Source organism: Streptomyces sp. C10-9-1, from assembly GCF_024497955.1.
In the GTDB taxonomy this organism is placed as follows: Bacteria; Actinomycetota; Actinomycetes; order Streptomycetales; family Streptomycetaceae; genus Streptomyces; species Streptomyces sanyensis.
The window spans coordinates 184,713-201,127 of record NZ_JANHKP010000011.1; the positions used below are offsets into that span (position 1 = coordinate 184,713).

The following is a 16,415-nucleotide window of genomic DNA, read 5'->3' on the forward strand; positions in this document are numbered from 1 at the left end:
TGGATTGGAAGGTTGAAGAGATGGGTGGCCTGGGAAAGTGTTGAAAAAGGTCGCGGCAACCCGCTATGTCACGCCCCTACGTGAGGGCGGATCGCTCCCCGGGATCGTCGAGGCCGACGATCTCGGCACGTACGTCATGAAGTTCACGGGCGCGGGGCAGGGGCGCAAGACCCTGGTCGCCGAGGTCGTGTGCGGGCGGCTCGGGCGTCGGCTCGGGTTGCGCGTGCCCGAACTCGTGGCGATCCAGCTGGACCCCGTGATCGGGCTCTCCGAGCCGGACCAGGAGGTGCAGGAGCTGCTCAAGGCGAGCGGCGGGCTGAACCTCGGCATGGACTACCTGCCCGGCTCGCTCGGCTTCGATCCGCTCGCCTTCGAGGTGAGCCCCGAGGAGGCGGGCCAGGTGGTCTGGTTCGACGCACTGGTCAACAACGTCGACCGCTCCTGGCGCAACCCCAACCTGCTGGTCTGGCACGGCGATCTGTGGCTGATCGACCACGGCGCGACCATGATCTGGCACCACAACTGGCCCGGTGCGGCGGCCTCCGCGGCCCGGCCCTACGACGCCTCCGACCACGCGCTCGCCCGCTACGCGCCCGATGTGGCCTCCGCGGCGGCGGAGTTGGCGCCGCGGATCACCGAGGAGCTGCTGGACGAGGTCACCGCCGAGGTGCCCGACGCCTGGCTGCTGGGCGAGCCCGGCTTCGAGGACCCCGACGCCGTGCGCCGGGCCTACGCGCGGGCGCTGTTCGACCGGGCGGCGACGATCCACGAGCGGATCACCCTCGGCGCCCCGAGCGGGCCCCGGGTGCCGCAGCCCCCGGGCTGGCTGACCGACCACCTGGGCCCCTGGCCCCACACGGCGGGCGAGAGCGCGGGGACGGACTCCGGCACGGCGGGGCGCACGGCGGAAGGGAGCACGCGGTGAGCGAGCGGGAGGTCTTCGAGTACGCGCTGCTGCGCGTGGTCCCGAGAGTGGAGCGCGGGGAGTGCTTCAACGCCGGTGTGGTGGTCTACTGCCGGGCGCGTTCCTTCGTGGCCGCCCGCACCCATCTGGACCCCGTCCGGCTGCGCGCCCTGGACCCCGGGGCGGATGTGACGGGGGTCCGGGCCGCGCTGGCGGCCGTCGAGGGTGTGTGCCGCGGCGGCGACGACGCCGGGCAGGCCGCCCGTGACGACGCGGGTCGGCGTTTCCGCTGGCTGATCGCGCCCCGTTCCACCGTGGTGCAGCCCGGCCCGGTGCACACCGGTCTGACGAGCGACCCGGAGGCGGAGGTCGAGCGCCTGCTCGACCTGCTGGTGCGCTGAGCGGCGCCCCCGGCCGGAGCGGCGCCCTCCGGCCGGGTGTGAGTGGCTCCGACGGCCCCCGGCGGCGTTGACACCGGGTGCCGGGGCTTCTAGCGTCGCTCCTGTCGAGGTACTAAGCGGTCGCTCAGGGGTGTCGCCCCGTGGCCCGCACCGGAACCCGGCTCAGGCATTGACGGGCTCAAGGGCGAGGAGAACCAGCATGTCCACCACCGAGCAGCGCGTGGCCGTCGTCACCGGCGGAGCGCGCGGCATTGGCGCCGCCACCGCGGTCAGGCTCGCGGCCGAGGGCCGCGCGGTCGCCGTCCTCGACCTCGACGAGGCGGCCTGCAAGGACACCGTCGAGAAGATCACCTCGGCGGGCGGGCGGGCCCTCGCGGTCGGTTGCGACGTCGCCGACGCGGCACAGGTCGAGGCGGCGGTCGCCCGGGTGGCCGAGGAACTCGGTGCGCCCACCATCCTCGTCAACAACGCGGGCGTGCTGCGCGACAACCTGCTCTTCAAGATGAGCGAGTCGGACTGGGACACCGTGGTGAACGTCCACCTCAAGGGGGCGTTCCTGATGGCGAAGGCGTGCCAGAAGCACATGGTGGACGCGGGCTTCGGCCGTATCGTCTCGCTCTCCTCGTCCTCGGCCCTGGGCAACCGCGGCCAGGCCAACTACTCGGCCGTCAAGGCCGGCCTCCAGGGGTTCACCAAGACCCTCGCCAAGGAGCTCGGGAAGTTCGGCATCACGGCGAACGCGGTGGCCCCCGGCTTCATCGCCACCGAGATGACCGCGCAGACCGCCGCCCGGGTGGGCATGGGCTTCGAGGACTTCCAGGCGGCCGCGGCCACCCAGATCCCGGTCCAGCGGGTCGGCCACCCCGAGGACGTCGCGCATGCGATCGCCTTCTTCGCCGGCGACGACGCCGGGTTCGTCTCCGGCCAGGTGCTGTACGTGGCCGGCGGCCCGCTCGACTGACACGGAAAGGGACGACGGACATGACGCAGCAGACCGCGGAGAGCGGGAAGGTCGCCCTGGTCACGGGGGCGAGCCGGGGGATCGGGTACGGGGTCGCCGAGGCGCTGGTGGCCCGGGGAGACCGTGTGTGCATCACCGGGAGGGGCGAGGAGGCCCTCAAGGAGGCCGTGGAGAGGCTGGGTTCGGACCGGGTCGTCGGCGTGGCGGGCAAGGCCCACGACGAGGCCCACCAGGCGGCGGCGGTCGAGGCCGCGATGGAGGCCTTCGGCCGGGTCGACTTCCTCGTGAACAACGCGGGCACCAACCCGGTCTTCGGCCCGATGGCCGAGCTGGACCTGAACGTCGCGCGCAAGGTCTACGAGACCAATGTGATCTCCGCGCTCGGGTTCGCCCAGCAGACGTGGAGGGCGTGGCAGAAGGAGAACGGGGGTGCGATCGTGAACATCGCCTCCATCGCCGGTGTCTCCGCCTCGCCGTTCATCGGCGCCTACGGCATGAGCAAGGCGGCCATGGTCAACCTGACGCTCCAGCTCGCCCACGAGTTCGCTCCGGGGGTCCGGGTGAACGCCATCGCGCCGGCCGTGGTCAAGACCCGGTTCGCCCAGGCCCTCTACGAGGGGCGCGAAGCAGAGGCCGCCTCCGCCTACCCGCTCGGGCGGCTCGGGGTGCCCGAGGACATCGGCGGGGCGGCGTCTTTCCTCACCTCCCCGCAATCCGACTGGATCACGGGGCAGACGCTGGTCGTCGATGGGGGTATCTTCCTCAACGCGGGCGTGCACTGACGCCGCCCATCGGACCGCCTTGCGGCGGTTTGTACCTGGATGATGCAAGTGCCCCGCCGGGACCTCTCCATGTGCCGGCGGGGCGCTGCGGTATGGTTCGCCGACCGTGGGTCGAACGAGGAGCGTGCACGTGTTCTACCGGACCTGTCTGCAGGCGACTGCAGCCCTAGCGTCCATATCCCTGCTGGCGGGATGCGGCCTGATCTCGGGCGACGACGGCGACGCAGAGCAGAAGATCACCGTCGGCACCACCAGTGAGCCGAGCACGCTCGACCCCGCGGCCGCCTGGGACGGGTCGTGGGAGCTCTACCGCAACGTCTTCCAGACTCTGCTCAGCTTCCCCACGGGCTCCACCACCCCGAAGCCGGACGCCGCCGAGTCCTGCCGCTTCCCCGACGCCACGAACACGGTCTTCGAGTGCAAGCTGCGCCCGGGCCTGAAGTTCACCAACGGGGACAAGCTGGACGCCGCGGCGGTCAAGCACTCGATCGACCGCATCCGGACGATCGACGCCGAGGGCGGCCCCAACGGTCTGCTCGGCTCCCTGGAGTCGGTCAGCACCACCGGTGAGGACGTCGTAACCTTCCGGCTCACGTCCGCCGACGCCACCTTCCCCTTCATCCTCGCGACGCCGGCCATGTCGATCGTCCCGCCGTCCGAGTACCCGGCCGACGCGCTGCGCGAGGACGGCAAGCTCACCGGCTCCGGACCGTACGCGCTCGACTCGTACACCACGAGCGAGAGCGCCGAGATGACCCGCTTCGCGGACTACAAGGGCTTCGCGAAGATCAAGAACGACAAGGTGACGATCCGGTACTACCAGGACTCGGACGTCATGATGCAGGCGCTCAAGGACCGGACGATCGACGCGATCAACCGCGGTCTGACCGCCGAGGAGGTCGTCGAGCTCCAGGAGAAGCGCCCGGAGAACGACCACCTGCAGCTCGTGGAGACCGTCGGCGCGGACATCCGCTACCTGGTCTTCAACCCGGACGACCCGAACGCCGGCAAGCTGGCCGTCCGCCGCGCGATCGCCCAGACCGTCGACCGCGGCGCGCTGGTGCAGAAGGTCTACCGCGGCACCGCCGAGCCGCTGTACTCCATGGTCCCCAAGGGCATCGCCGGGCACACCACCGAGTTCTACGACCGCTTCGGCGAGCCCGACGCGGCCAAGGCGGAGGAGATCCTCGACGAGGCCGGGATCGACACCCCGGTCTCCCTGAAGTTCTGGTACACCACCGACCGCTACGGGTCCTCGACCGCTCCGGAGTTCGCCGAGATCAAGCGGCAGCTGGAGGAGACCGGCCTGTTCCGGATCACCCTCCAGGGCAAGCCGTGGACGGAGTTCCAGGAGGGCTACCAGAGCGGCGACTACCCCGTCTTCGGTCGAGGCTGGTTCCCCGACTTCCCGGACCCGGACAACTTCATCGCCCCGTTCGTCGGCGCCAAGAACGTGCTCGGGACCCCGTACGAGAGTCCCGAGATCACCGAGCAGCTGCTGCCGCAGTCCCGCCGGGAGAGCGACCGCGGCGCGGTCACCGGGCAGTTCGAGCGGGCCCAGGAGATCCTGGTGGACGACGTCCGGCTGCTGCCGCTGTGGCAGGGCAAGCTGTACGTGGCGGCCAACGAGGAGATCGGCGGCGGCGAGCGCGCCCTCGACCCGCAGACCGTCATGCAGATGTGGGAGCTGTACCGCAAGAAGAGCTGGTGACCCTCGGTTGTCAGTGGCGGCGGGTAGGTTCTGTGATCACGGTTCCCCGATCGCGGAACCGCCCGCCCTACGGAGGTTGTTGACGTGACCGACACCGACAAGCTGCTGCCCGAGTCCTGGCGCGGTGTCCTCGGCGACGAGCTGAGCAAGCCCTACTTCGGCGAGCTGATGGAGTTCGTCGAGAAGGAGCGGGCGAACGGGCCGGTGTACCCGCCGCGGGCGGAGGTCTTCGCCGCCCTGGAGGCCACCCCCTACGACCGGGTGAAGGTCCTCGTCCTGGGCCAGGACCCCTACCACGGGGAGGGGCAGGGCCACGGTCTGTGCTTCTCCGTCCGCCCGGGTGTCAGGACGCCTCCCTCCCTGCGCAACATCTACAAGGAGATGCAGGCGGAGCTCGGGCACCCGGTGCCCGACAACGGATACCTCATGCCCTGGGCCGAGCAGGGCGTCCTGCTGCTGAACGCGGTGCTCACGGTGCGCGCGGGCGAGGCGAACTCGCACAAGGGCAAGGGCTGGGAGAAGTTCACCGACGCGGTGATCCGGGCGGTCGCCTCCCGCCCCGACCCGGCCGTGTTCGTGCTGTGGGGCAACTACGCGCAGAAGAAGCTCCCGCTGATCGACGAGAGCCGCCACGTGGTGGTCAAGGGGGCGCACCCCTCCCCGCTCTCGGCCAAGAAGTTCTTCGGCTCCCGGCCGTTCGGCCGGATCAACGAGGCCGTCGCCGCCCAGGGCCACGACCCGATCGACTGGCGCATCCCGGATCTCGGCTGACGTCACACCTCCGGCCCACACCCCGGGCGCCGGGCCACGCGCCTGACGGCCCTCGCCCCGCGCGGCGGCTAGCGTCGGTGCGTCGGCAGTGGCGTGGCGCAACGGGAGGACGACGTGACGGAGCAGCACGAGGCGTGCCCCGGGGGCACCCCGACACGGATCGGGCAGGCCGTCATGCTGCTCCACGTCGGCGACCGAGAGGAGGCGCGGCAGCGCTTCGCCGCCCTGTGGGCCGAGACCGCGGACTCGGGCGACGCCCTGCACCGGTGCACCCTCGCCCACTACATGGCCGACGCCCAGGACGACCCCGAGGACGAGCTCGCCTGGGACCTGCGCGCCCTGGCGCTGGCCGAGGGGGACGGACGGGGAAGCCGCGGCCGCGGCGAGGCGCTCGCGCTGCGGGTGCTGCGGCCCTCCCTCCACCTCAGCCTCGCGACCGACTACCTCAAACTGCGGTGCCCGGAGGCCGCAAGGGACCACCTGGACCGGGCGCGCGCGACGACGGATGCCCTGGCGGACGACGGGTACGGGCACGGGGTGCGGGCCGAGATCGCCCGGCTCGGCCGGGCGCTGGGCCCCGGCTGAGGGTGCGGGGCGGCCCCGTCCGCCGCTCCGGGCAGGCCCGGAGCGGCCCGTCCGGCGCCTGTCCCCGGGGGCGGCCGCACGGGCTCACCGGGCGGCCCCCTGTCCGTAGACCCGGCCGCAGACGCGCGCCTGCGGACTGTCCGGAAGCCATCCGCCGTACTCGCGTCCCAGCGCGCACACCTCCGCCGGCCCTCCCTCCGCGAGCCGGCCGAGGTCCACGGCGCCGGGCTCCGGAGGCACCGTGGGCCGGGCCGTGTGCGGCCGGGCCGGGCGGGGCGCGGGCGCGGGCCGCGGCTCGGCGGGCCCGGGAGGTGCGGCCGGTGCCGCCTCGCGGGGCGGGGGAGGGGGCGAGGGGACGGGATCGGGCAGGGCGGCCTCCAGGGCCTCCCGGGCCGGCCCCTGGAGGGTCAGCGGCTCGACGGACGGTCCCGGTGGAGCCCCGGTCGTGGCGACCGGGGCGGTGGGCCCCAGGTTCCGCGGCGCCTCGACGGTGACGCACCCGGCCGTCGCCAGGACGGCCAGGCCGACCAGTGCCTTCGCTGTGGTTCTCGTTCGCTGCACGTGGGCAACTCTGCTGTGCGCGCGGGGTGTTGCCGTGCCGTACAGGCCGTGATTGGTCCGCACGGGTGACGCGGGATCCGGCCGCACCGGGTGGCCTGGCTCATTCTCCCGTGCGGCCGTCGATCGCCTCGCGCAGGAGGTCGGCGTGGCCGTTGTGGCGGGCGTACTCCTCGATCATGTGGGTGAGCACCCAGCGGAGGCTGACGGCCGTCCCCCGGTGGGGCCTGCCGTCGCCGAGCTGTTCGAGCTCGCGCGCAGCGGTGACCGCCCGGGCCGCCGCGACCTCGGCCTCCCAGTCGGCGAGGGTGGCGCTCCAGGTGGTCCCCGCCGTCGTGCGGAAGTCGCCGTCGGGGTCCTCGGCGGAGTAGTAGAGGGTGGGGAGGTCCTCGCCCGCGGTGACGATGCGGAACCACCAGCGCTCCACACCGGCGAGGTGGCGCACCAGGCCCATCAGCGTCAGCGTCGACGGCGGGACGGACGCCGTGCGCAGCTGGGCGTCGCTCAGACCGGCGCACTTCGCCCTCAGCGTGGCGCGGTGGTAGTCCAGGAAGCCCTCCAGCGTCTGCCGCTCACCGGCGGCGGTGGGGGGCTCGCTGCGGTCCTCGATGGTCATGGGCGCCATCCTGGCGCGGCGGCCGGTCCGGCGGCGAGCGGTTTTTGCCGCACCGGCCCCGGCCCGCGCCCCGGCCCGCGCCCCGGCCCGCGCCCCGGCCCGCGCCCCGGCCAGCGGCGCCCGGCCAGCGGCGCCCGGCCCGCGGCGCCCGGTGCGCGGGGCCCGTGCGGCTGCGGCCCTGCGCGGGTCCCCCCGGCGCGTGCGGGTCACGGCCGCGCGGCCCCGGGCGGGCCGCCGCCCAGCATTCCGCGCAGCAACTCGTCCAGGTCCCGGTGCAGTTCGTCCACGCTCGGCACCGACCGGTGGTATGAGCCGATGGCGCACGCCAGCATCAGCCCCTCGCACCAGGACACCAGGGACAGCGCGTGGCGCTCCGGTTCCGCCGAGCCGGCGGCCGCCATCATCGCCGTCAGCGGCTCGCGGAACCGGGCCCCCGTGCGGTCGTAGAACTCCCGCAGCTCCGGGCGCCGCCCGGCCTCCAGGGCCAGTTCGTAGCGGGCGACCAGCAGCGCGTGGTGGCCGTCGAGGTAGCGGTGGACGGCGAGGGCCATCGCGTCGAGCGGTGCGGGGCGGTCGCCCGACGCGGGCGGCAGCTCGTCCACGGCGAGCACCGCGGCCTCCCGCTCGGCGAGCCGGCGCACGGCCGCCTGGAGCAGGGCGAGGCGGGTGCGCGCCTGGTTGGACGTCGACCCCTGCGGCAGGCCGGCCGCCTCGTCGACGGCGCGGTGCGTCAGGCCGCGCATGCCGCGCTCCGCCAGCAGGGCGAGGGCGGTGTCGGCGATCAGCGCGGAGCGGGAGCCGCCGGTGGCGCGGTGGGCGGCGGATGCGGTCATGGGAGCCGATCCTACCCGCCTCACTACGCCTGTAGTAGCCTGCTGGGGCCACTACAGATGTAGTCCCCGTGGAGGAGCCATGCCCGGAACCGGATCGGACCACCGCGCCGTCGTCATCGGCGGCGGAGTCGGCGGACTCACCGCCGCCGTCGCCCTCAGCCGCCGCGGCTGGCGCGTCACCGTCCTGGAGCGCGCCCGGGACCTGGAGCCGGTCGGCGCGGGCATCGTCCTCGCCCCCAACGCGCAGCGCGCCCTCGACACCGTGGGCCTCGGCGACGCGATCCGCTCCCTCGCCAGCTGGCAGGGCGAGGGGGGCATGCGCACCCCGGCCGGGCGCTGGCTGTCCCGCACCGACGCCCGCGCCGCGGCGGAGCGCTTCGGGGGGCCGCTCGTCCTGCTCCACCGGGCCGCCCTGGTCGACCACCTCGTCCGCACCCTGCCGGAGGGAACCGTCCGCACCGGCTGCCCCGGCGAACTCCTCGACCCCGGCACCGCGGACGGCCGGCCCGCCCGGGTGCGCACCCCCGGGGGCGAGCTGGAGGCGGCCCTGGTCGTCGGCGCGGACGGCATCCGGTCCGCCACCCGCGCCGCCCTGTTCCCCGGGCACCCCGGCCCCGTTCACGCGGGCTTCACCACCTGGCGTTTCGTGGTCCCCGCCCCCGCACGGCCGTTCGCACCCCACGAGTCCTGGGGCCCGGCCTCGCTATGGGGGAGCCAGCCGCTCGGAGACGGACGGGTCTACGCCTACGCCGCCGCCACCGCCCCGGACGGGGCCCGCGCCGCCGACGAGAAGGCCGAACTGCTGCGCCGGTTCGGCGACTGGCACGACCCGATCCCCGCCCTGCTCGACGCCGTGTCCGCGGACCGCGTCCTGCGCCACGACGTCCACCACATGATCCGGCCGCTCCCCGCCTACCACCGGGGGCGCACCGCGCTCCTCGGCGACGCCGCGCACGCCATGACGCCCTTCCTCGGGCAGGGCGGCAACCAGGCCATCGAGGACGCGGTCGTCCTCTCCCACCACCTGGCCCCGGACGCAGGCACCGGCCCCGCACTGGCCGCCTACAGCGCCGAGCGCCTGCCGCGCACCACCGCGGTGGTGCGCCGCTCGGCCCGCGCCACCCGGCTCGTGGCCCTGCGCAGCGCCCCCGCGGTGGCCCTGCGGCAGGCGCTGGTGTCCGCGGTCTCCCGGTTCGGACCCGAGCTCGTGCTGCGCACCTTCGACGGCATCGCCGACTGGCGGCCCCCGGCGCCGACGTATGCTGCACCTGCACACGGGGACGTCCACGAGCCCCCGGCGGGCCGCTGAACGCGGCCCCACGGGCCGGGCCGCCCCGTGCGGGACCTCGCCCCGCGAGAGCCCCGCACCGTGCACACCGCCCGGCACACGAATCGCACCGCCCGGGCCCCGGCACCGGCCGCACGCCAGGCGCCGGGGCGGCCGGGCGACTGCGCGGCAGCGAAGGAGAACCACCGGTGAAGGTCGGCTGCATCGGTCTCGGCGACATCGCGCAGAAGGCGTACCTCCCGGTGCTCAGCACCCTTCCGGGAGTCGAACTCCACCTCCAGACGCGCACCCCCGCGACGCTCGCCCGCGTGGCCGACATCCACCACGTCCCCGCCGCCCGGCGCCACACCGAACTCGACGCCCTGATCGCCGCGGACGTCGACGCGGTCTTCGTCCACGCCTCCACCTCCGCGCACGCCGCGCTCGTCACCCGGCTCCTCGACGCGGGCATCGCGACCTACGTCGACAAGCCCCTCGCCTACGAGCTCGCCGACTCGCGGCGCCTCGTCGCACTGGCCGAGGCCCGGGGCACCAGCCTCGCCGTCGGCTTCAACCGCCGGCACGCCCCCGCCTACGCCCAGTGCCTGGAGCACCCCCGCGACCTCGTGCTGATGCAGAAGAACCGCGTCGGCCTGCCGGAGGACCCGCGCACCCTGGTCCTGGACGACTTCATCCACGTCGTGGACACGCTGCGCTTCCTGGCCCCGGGCCCCGTCGAGCACACCGACGTGCGCGCCCGCGTCGTCGGCGGACTGATGCACCACGTCGTCCTCCAGCTCTCCGGCGACGGCTTCACCGCCATCGGCACCATGAACCGGATGAGCGGCTCCGCCGAGGAGATCCTGGAGGTCTCCGGACAGGACTCCAAGCGCGAGGTGCGCAACCTCGCCGACATCGTCGACCACAAGGGCCAGCCGAGCCTGCGCCGCCGCGGGGACTGGGTGCCCGTCGCCCGGCAGCGCGGCATCGAGCAGGCCGTGCTCTCCTTCCTCGACGCGGTCCGCGACCGGCGCACCCTCAGCGCGCAGGACGCCCTGCGGACGCACGAGCTGTGCGAGGACGTCGTGCTGCGCGCCCTGGAGCAGACCGGAGCCTGACCCGCGCCGCCGAGGCCGCCGCCACGGCGAGCACGGCGAGCGCGCCGTACACCGGCCACTCCCCGAACCGGACGAACAGCGTCGTCCCCGTCGCGCCCGGCACCTCGTAGACGGCCGTGCCGACGGTGCCGGTCCCCAGCGGGGCGCCCACCGGGCGCCCCGTCGGCCCGAACACGGCGCTGACGCCCGTGAGCGTGGCGTGGACCACCGGGCGGCCGCTCTCCGCCGCCCGCAGCGCCGCCAGCGAGGCGTGCTGCCCGGGAGCCCAGCTGCCCTGGAAGGAGGACGTCGACGACTGCGCGACCAGCAGGCCGGCCCCGTCGCGCACCAGACGTCTGCTCATGTCCGGGAAGGCGGACTCGAAGCACACCAGGGGCCCGATCCGCGCCCCCGCGTCCGGGCCGTCCGGCAGCGTCATCACCACGGGCGAGTCCCCCCGGAGCCGGTCCTCGCCCGCCGCCCTGCCGACCGAGGTCGCCCAGCCCAGCAGCCAACGGGCCGGTACGTACTCGCCGAACGGCACCAGCCGCATCTTGTCGTACCGGTCACCGGTGGGGCCCTCGGGTCCCACCAGGACGGCGCTCTTGTGGATTCCCGCCGCACCGCCCGTGGGCCCGGCGCCGCGCGCGTCGACGTTCACCAGCAGCGGCGCACCCGCCCGGCGGGCCAGTGCCGCCAGGCGGTCCGCCAGATCGGGGCGGTCCCTGAGGTCGGCGCCCACGCTGCTCTCGCCCCAGACCACCAGACCGGGTGCCGCGCCGCGCTCCAGCGCCCCGAGGGTGAGCCGCTCGCCCCGGTCGAAGCGGCGCTCCACGCTGTCGGGCCCGGCCACCACGCCCGGCTGGACGACCAGCACCCGCAGCCCCCCGCCGACCCGGGGCACCGGTGCCCACGCCGAGACCGCCGCCACGGCCGCCGCACCCGCCACCGCCGCGGCCACCACCGGGACCCTGACCCGGGGCACGGCCACCAGCAGGGCCACGGCCGTGTTGACCGCCACCACCAGCAGGCCCACCAGCCACACCCCGCCCACGGAGGCGATCCGCAGCGCCGGGCCGACCTGCCACTGCGAAGCGCCGAGCAGCCCCCACGGACCCCCGAGCCCCTCCCAGGAGCGCACGAGTTCGATCGCCAGCCACCCCGAGGGCACCAGGACCAGCGCCGCCAGCGCCCTCCGCGCCGTCGGCGGCCCGCCGGCCACCGACCGCACCAGCCAGCCCCAGGGCGCCCACAGCAGACCCATCAGCGCGGCCAGCACCAGCAGGAAGACATGGAGGCTCGGGAACAGCCAGTGGTGCACCGCGACCATGAAGCCGATCCCGCCGAGCCAGCCCTCGGCCAGCGCCCGGCGCGGGGACCCGGCGGTGCGCAGCAGCAGCATCCAGGGCACCAGCGCCACGAAGGCGAACCACCACAGCGAGGGTTCGGGGAAGGCGAGGGCCGGCAGGGCGCCGGCGGCCACCGCGCCGGCGGCCCGTGCCCACGCGGTGCGGTCCCCGGAGCGGCGCCCGGCCCGGCCTCCCCGCCCCGCCGGGCGGGAGGACGGACGGCGCGAGGCGAACGGGCCCCGGGGGACGTGCGGCTTGCGCATCTGCGGCTCCTCACCCACCAGTGTGGGGCACGGGGGCACCAGTGTGCGCCGCCGCGGCGCCCCGGCGCAGCGCGCCACCCGTGTCGCACGCGCATCACCCCGACGCACCCGTGCCCCGGTCCGCCCTCCGCCGCCGCCCCCGGCACCGGACGGTCCCGCCCGCACCGCGCCGCGTCGGGGGAACCGGTGCACCGGCGGGATACTGGCCCCATGCGCATCGACCTCGACCCGGCCGCCTGCGGCCGGGACACGTTCTACCGCCTGCTCACGGCGACCGTCGTCCCCCGCCCGATCGCCTGGGTCTCCACCACGTCCCTCGAAGGGACGGACAACCTCGCCCCGCACTCCTTCTTCACCATCGCGTGCGTGGCCCCGCCGATCGTGCAGTTCACCTCCGTCGGCCGCAAGGACTCCCTGAACAACGTCGAGGACACCGGCGAGTTCGTCGTCAACCTCGCACCGGAACCACTCGTCGAGCAGGTCAACGCCACGGCCACGGACTTCCCCCGCGGCATCGGCGAGTTCGACGCGGTGGGCGTCGCCCGGGAGCCCAGCCTGCGCGTCAAGCCGCCGCGGGTGGCAGCCTCCCCGGTCGCCCTGGAGTGCGTGCTGCACAGCACCCTGCGCCTCGGTGACTCCACCGTCGTCCTCGGGCGCGTGGTGCACGCCGCCGTCCAGGAGTCGGTCCTCTCCGACGGCCACCCGGAGATCACCCGGCTGGCACCGCTGTCCCGGCTGGGGAAGGACGAGTGGGGGACCGTGGGCGGGGTGCGGGAGATCGCCCGCATCCGCTACGCCGACTGGCCCGAGGGCTCCTGACGGCACCTCACGACCCGCCCGTCCCGCCCCGGGGGACAGGGGTGTGACGGGCGGTCAGCGAGCGGCCCGGCGCACGGCCCGCAGCACCACGAACCTGGGCTCGGCCGCGACGACCTCGCAGGACCCGAACAGGCGGCGCAGCCGCACGTGGTAGCCCAGGTGCCGATTGCCCACGACCCACAGCTCCCCGCCCGGCGGCAGCACCCGCCGGGCGTCCGCGAACATCCGGCGCGCGGTGGCGTCGGTGGTCGCCTGGTGGGAGTGGAACGGCGGGTTGGTGAGCACCAGGTCCGCCGAGGCGTCCTCCAGCGCGGACAGCGCGTCGCCCGCGACGAACTCCGCCTCCCCGCCGGGGACGTTCTCGCGGAAGGTGGCCCGTGCGGAGGCCAGTGCCGAGAAGGACTCGTCGGCGAAGGTCACCCTGGCGCCGGGGTTGGCCAGCGCGGCGGCGGTGCCCACCACCCCGTTCCCGCAGCCGAGGTCCACCACGTGCTCGGGTCCGCTCCGCGCGGGCAGGTGCCCCAGCAGGAAGCGGGTGCCGACGTCGAGCCGGTCCGCGCAGAAGACCCCCGCGTGGTTGGTCACCGGCCGCCCCGACAGGGGGCCGATCCCCTCGGGCAGGTCGTACCGCAGCGGCCAGGGGTTCGCCTCGGCCGCCCGCTGCGGGGCCGGGGCGGCGGACACCAGCCGCGCCTTCTTCACGGCGAGGGAGGTCCGCGTCGGCCCGACCAGCCGCTCGAACAGGCCCAGCGTCGACGTGTGGATCTCCCGGACCATGCCCGTTCCCAGCACCACCGTGCCCTCGTGCAGGGCGGGTGCCAGCCGGTGGAGCTGGTCCTGGAGCAGGGAGAGCGCCTTGGGGACCCGGACGAGGAGCACGTCGATCCGCTCCGGAGGGGTGTCCCGGCTGGTCAGAAGGCGGACCGCGGCGGGGTCGACCCCGTTGCGGGCGAGGTTGTCCCGGGTCGCCCGCTGGCCGAGCCAGGAGTCGGTGATCTGGACCACGGGGTGGTGCCCGGCCAGCGAGACGGACAGTGCACCCCAGCGGTCGCCGAGGACGGCGACCGTGCCCGACAGCGGGACCGCCGGGCCCTCGGCCTCGCCGCTCAGGCGGCGCAGCAGGTACTCGTCGGCGGCGTCCCAGGCGCGAAGCGTGTCGCGCGGGTCCTGCGGGTGGCGGGCGAGCTCGAACGAGCCCCATGACGTGGTCAGACGGTTCATCGTGGGCACCAGGCTAGCCGAGCGCCGGGGCCCTTCCGTCCCACCGGGTGGACCGAGGCCGGCCCCCGGCTCAGGCCGCGGGCCCCACGTCCGCGCGCGTGGCCGCCGCCCACTCCAGGACCAGGGCCTCGTACTCCGACCGCCGCGCCTCGGGCAGCTCCCCGTCCAGCCACAGCTCGCGGATCCGGGCGTTCAACTCGGCGGCGGTCATGGCGCGGACGGTGGCGGCGGGGTCGGTACGAGACGGGGACATGGGCCCAGATTACGGCCTCGCCCCCGGGCGCCCCGGCGGCAGCGTCCCGGCGCCGGCCTGCCGACCGGGTCGCGACCGCCGTCCCCGCGGGCCCTCCGACCAGCGCAGACGCGGCAGGCTACCCCGCCGCCCGGGTGAGCGGATGCGGATTCCGCATGATCGCGAAGTGATGCATGTCATGCGCGCCACCGGCCCCGGATGACCGGTGGGCGCCGCCTCGCGGCCGTATCACGCCTACTCGCAGCCCACCCCGTCGCCGTCGCGGTCCAGATGGCGCCCGTAGCCGGGGTCGCCGACACGCACCGGTGCGGCCCCCGCGGCCCGCGCTGCGGAGCAGTTGGCGTAGGAGGCCGAGCCGCCGCCGTCCTCTCCCTCGACCGCACCGGAGCCGCCCTCGCCGGAGCCGCCCACCGTCACCGTGACCCGGACGGTCTCGGTGACGGTGGGGGCGGGTTCCGGCTCCGCCGTCACGGTCTGCGTGACCGCGGGCTCCGGGGGCGCGGTGACCGTGGCGGTAACCGTCACCGTCGGCGCCGCCTGGGCGCCGGCCGCGGCGACCTTCGTCTCCCCGCCGCCTCCGTCACCGGAGGAGCCGATGAGTGCGCCGAGGAAGAGGACCCCGACCGCCGACGGCAGGAGCACCCGCTTGCGCGTCCAGCCGGGCCGGGGCGGGTCAGGGGGCGCGGGCGGCTGGTACGGAGGCGGAACGGGCTGGTTCCAGGACATGTGGCCCCCCGGGGGTGGGTGTGCGGAGGCACGAACGTAGCCCGCCGCTCCGCTCCCGGTGCGGTGAAGTCCCTCTTGGTGACGGATTCGTGACCGTGTGGTGGGGGAGGCGTGTGCGCAGGGGGCCCGGCCCCGGGGGCCGCCCGGAAACGGCCCGGAGCAGCGCCCCGGGCCCGCTCCGTCAGTCCCCGGACTCGCCCGCGTGCGGGCTCAGCACGTCCGTGCCCACCAGGACGTACAGCGCCGGACCGAGCACGAAACGGTAGATGAGGGAGACTCGGCGGACATCGAGTTCCTCTACGGCAGGCCGTGCGTACACCACGAGCCTACGTACACGGTGATGACCGATCCCCGCCGTTCGACCAGCAGCAGCCGGACCACCTGGGACGGTACGAGGGGTTCGGCGGCGCCCCTCCGCCGCCGGGTGAACCGACCGCCTCGTACGCGCCGCCTACGACCCCGACCGCCTCCCGCCCGCCGGCACCCCGGCCCGTGCCTACGCCGCGCCGCTCGAAGTGACCGGCCGCTGCGAGCCCCGCGTACCGCTGGCCTCCGTCCTTGTGGGGGCGTGAGGCGGCTCGCAGCTCGTGGAGCCGTGGCCCGGCGTCCGGCAGAGAGTTCAGGGCACGAGGCTGTCGAGGTCGATGTCGAGGGGGATGGGGACGGAGACCTTCAACCGGTTGCGGTGGATGCCGGTGGCCACGTAGCTGCTGGTCATGACGTCGAGTTCGTAGGTGTGGACGGTGGGGGCGCCGGCCTCGTCCTCGACCCGCCAGAAGTGGGGGATTTTCGCCTGTGCGTACTTGAAGGGCTTCAGGGACCGGTCGCGGTCCGCCGACTCCTCCGAGACGACCTCGATGACCAGGGCGACGTCCTCAGGCGCGTACCAGGTCCGGTCGGGGTCGTAGGAGGCGGTGGTGAGCAGGAGGTCGGGCTCGGGGCGGCTCTTCTTGTCGAGCCGGACGGTCATCTCACGCTCGGCGTCGAACCCGTCGGGGGCGGCCTGGCGCAGGGCGAAGGTCAGGTTCTCCACCAGCCGGGCGTGCCAGGACCGCTGCGGCGACATCATGAAGATCAGGGCTCCGTCGATGAGTTCGGTGTGCCGCGGTGCCTGGGTGAGGCGGTCGAGGTCATCGGCTTCCCAGCCGCTGATCCTGGGCGGGATCATCCAGTCGGGGAGTTCGGCGGTCACGGCTTCCTCCAGGCGCCTCGAAGAGGTCAGGGGCCTTCATCCCGGATCGCGGACACGGGCCCAACGCTGGTGTCAGCGTAGTCGAGCGACCGGAACTCTCACTCGG

The 16,415-nt window shown here is 74.5% G+C and carries 19 protein-coding genes; 10 read left to right on the plus strand and 9 right to left on the minus strand.

The window, feature by feature from the left end; translation table 11 throughout:
- Positions 1-37 precede the first annotated feature (37 nt).
- The 7 genes from NPS70_RS17750 (at position 38) to NPS70_RS17780 (ending at position 6,115) form a co-directional block, all read left to right on the plus strand.
- Positions 38-925 (plus strand): HipA family kinase, encoded by an 888-nt coding sequence (locus tag NPS70_RS17750; RefSeq protein ID WP_256525256.1) that lies wholly within the window; start codon positions 38-40, stop codon positions 923-925.
- Complete coding sequence (locus tag NPS70_RS17755; protein ID WP_256525257.1) at positions 922-1,305, plus strand: DUF3037 domain-containing protein; 384 nt, start codon at positions 922-924, stop codon at positions 1,303-1,305. Before NPS70_RS17750 ends, NPS70_RS17755 begins: the two co-directional genes overlap by 4 nt.
- A 199-nt stretch (positions 1,306-1,504) precedes the next feature.
- Entirely contained in the window at positions 1,505-2,266 is a 762-nt protein-coding gene (fabG, locus tag NPS70_RS17760) for a 3-oxoacyl-ACP reductase FabG (RefSeq protein ID WP_256525258.1), read from the plus strand.
- 20 nt (positions 2,267-2,286) lie between these two features.
- Complete coding sequence (locus tag NPS70_RS17765) at positions 2,287-3,048, plus strand: SDR family oxidoreductase (RefSeq protein WP_256525259.1); 762 nt, start codon at positions 2,287-2,289, stop codon at positions 3,046-3,048.
- Between the two features lie 130 nt (positions 3,049-3,178).
- Entirely contained in the window at positions 3,179-4,759 is a 1,581-nt protein-coding gene (locus NPS70_RS17770) for an ABC transporter substrate-binding protein (RefSeq protein ID WP_256525349.1), read from the plus strand.
- 84 nt (positions 4,760-4,843) lie between these two features.
- Positions 4,844-5,530 (plus strand): uracil-DNA glycosylase, encoded by a 687-nt coding sequence (locus NPS70_RS17775; RefSeq protein WP_256525260.1) that lies wholly within the window; start codon positions 4,844-4,846, stop codon positions 5,528-5,530.
- 114 nt (positions 5,531-5,644) lie between these two features.
- The gene (locus NPS70_RS17780) at positions 5,645-6,115 is read left to right on the plus strand and encodes a hypothetical protein (protein WP_374212019.1); all 471 of its coding nucleotides are present in this window, start codon (positions 5,645-5,647) and stop codon (positions 6,113-6,115) included.
- 84 nt (positions 6,116-6,199) lie between these two features.
- Here the strand turns inward: NPS70_RS17780 and NPS70_RS17785 are convergent, their stop codons facing one another.
- The 3 genes from NPS70_RS17785 to NPS70_RS17795 all read right to left on the minus strand — a co-directional run bounded on the left by NPS70_RS17785 (position 6,200) and on the right by NPS70_RS17795 (position 8,122).
- A complete protein-coding gene (locus tag NPS70_RS17785) occupies positions 6,200-6,676 on the minus strand; it encodes a hypothetical protein (protein WP_256525261.1) in 477 nt (158 codons plus the stop codon).
- A gap of 100 nt (positions 6,677-6,776) precedes the next feature.
- Complete coding sequence (locus tag NPS70_RS17790) at positions 6,777-7,289, minus strand: DinB family protein (protein ID WP_256525262.1); 513 nt, start codon at positions 7,287-7,289, stop codon at positions 6,777-6,779.
- A gap of 206 nt (positions 7,290-7,495) precedes the next feature.
- Complete coding sequence (locus tag NPS70_RS17795; RefSeq protein WP_256525263.1) at positions 7,496-8,122, minus strand: TetR/AcrR family transcriptional regulator; 627 nt, start codon at positions 8,120-8,122, stop codon at positions 7,496-7,498.
- A gap of 79 nt (positions 8,123-8,201) precedes the next feature.
- Here NPS70_RS17795 and NPS70_RS17800 point away from each other — a divergent pair, with 79 nt between their 5' ends.
- Both NPS70_RS17800 and NPS70_RS17805 read left to right on the plus strand, forming a co-directional pair.
- The gene (locus tag NPS70_RS17800) at positions 8,202-9,431 is read left to right on the plus strand and encodes an FAD-dependent oxidoreductase (protein WP_256525264.1); all 1,230 of its coding nucleotides are present in this window, start codon (positions 8,202-8,204) and stop codon (positions 9,429-9,431) included.
- 167 nt (positions 9,432-9,598) lie between these two features.
- Positions 9,599-10,507: a Gfo/Idh/MocA family protein gene (locus tag NPS70_RS17805; RefSeq protein WP_256525265.1), complete on the plus strand. Its 909-nt coding sequence runs from the start codon at positions 9,599-9,601 to the stop codon at positions 10,505-10,507.
- On the opposite strand, the gene lnt is transcribed toward NPS70_RS17805, so the two are convergent.
- Entirely contained in the window at positions 10,428-12,098 is a 1,671-nt protein-coding gene (gene lnt, locus NPS70_RS17810; protein ID WP_256525266.1) for an apolipoprotein N-acyltransferase, read from the minus strand. The genes NPS70_RS17805 and lnt overlap by 80 nt on opposite strands.
- A gap of 210 nt (positions 12,099-12,308) precedes the next feature.
- On the opposite strand from lnt, the gene NPS70_RS17815 reads away from it, so the two are divergent.
- Positions 12,309-12,917: a flavin reductase family protein gene (locus NPS70_RS17815; RefSeq protein WP_256525267.1), complete on the plus strand. Its 609-nt coding sequence runs from the start codon at positions 12,309-12,311 to the stop codon at positions 12,915-12,917.
- Positions 12,918-12,971: 54 nt separating this feature from the next.
- Here NPS70_RS17815 and NPS70_RS17820 read toward each other — a convergent pair whose 3' ends face one another.
- The 5 genes from NPS70_RS17820 to NPS70_RS17840 form a co-directional block, all read right to left on the minus strand.
- On the minus strand, positions 12,972-14,138 hold the full coding sequence (locus tag NPS70_RS17820) for a methyltransferase (protein WP_256525268.1): 1,167 nt from the start codon (positions 14,136-14,138) through the stop codon (positions 12,972-12,974).
- Positions 14,139-14,208: 70 nt separating this feature from the next.
- Entirely contained in the window at positions 14,209-14,391 is a 183-nt protein-coding gene (locus tag NPS70_RS17825) for a hypothetical protein (RefSeq protein WP_256525269.1), read from the minus strand.
- Between the two features lie 234 nt (positions 14,392-14,625).
- On the minus strand, positions 14,626-15,117 hold the full coding sequence (locus tag NPS70_RS17830; RefSeq protein WP_256525270.1) for an excalibur calcium-binding domain-containing protein: 492 nt from the start codon (positions 15,115-15,117) through the stop codon (positions 14,626-14,628).
- A 181-nt stretch (positions 15,118-15,298) separates the two neighbouring features.
- Complete coding sequence (locus NPS70_RS17835; protein WP_256525271.1) at positions 15,299-15,436, minus strand: hypothetical protein; 138 nt, start codon at positions 15,434-15,436, stop codon at positions 15,299-15,301.
- Positions 15,437-15,736: 300 nt separating this feature from the next.
- Positions 15,737-16,285 carry a Uma2 family endonuclease gene (locus NPS70_RS17840; protein ID WP_305886043.1) on the minus strand — a complete coding sequence of 183 codons (549 nt, stop codon included), beginning with the start codon at positions 16,283-16,285 and terminating at the stop codon, positions 15,737-15,739.
- Between the last annotated feature and the right edge of the window lie 130 nt (positions 16,286-16,415).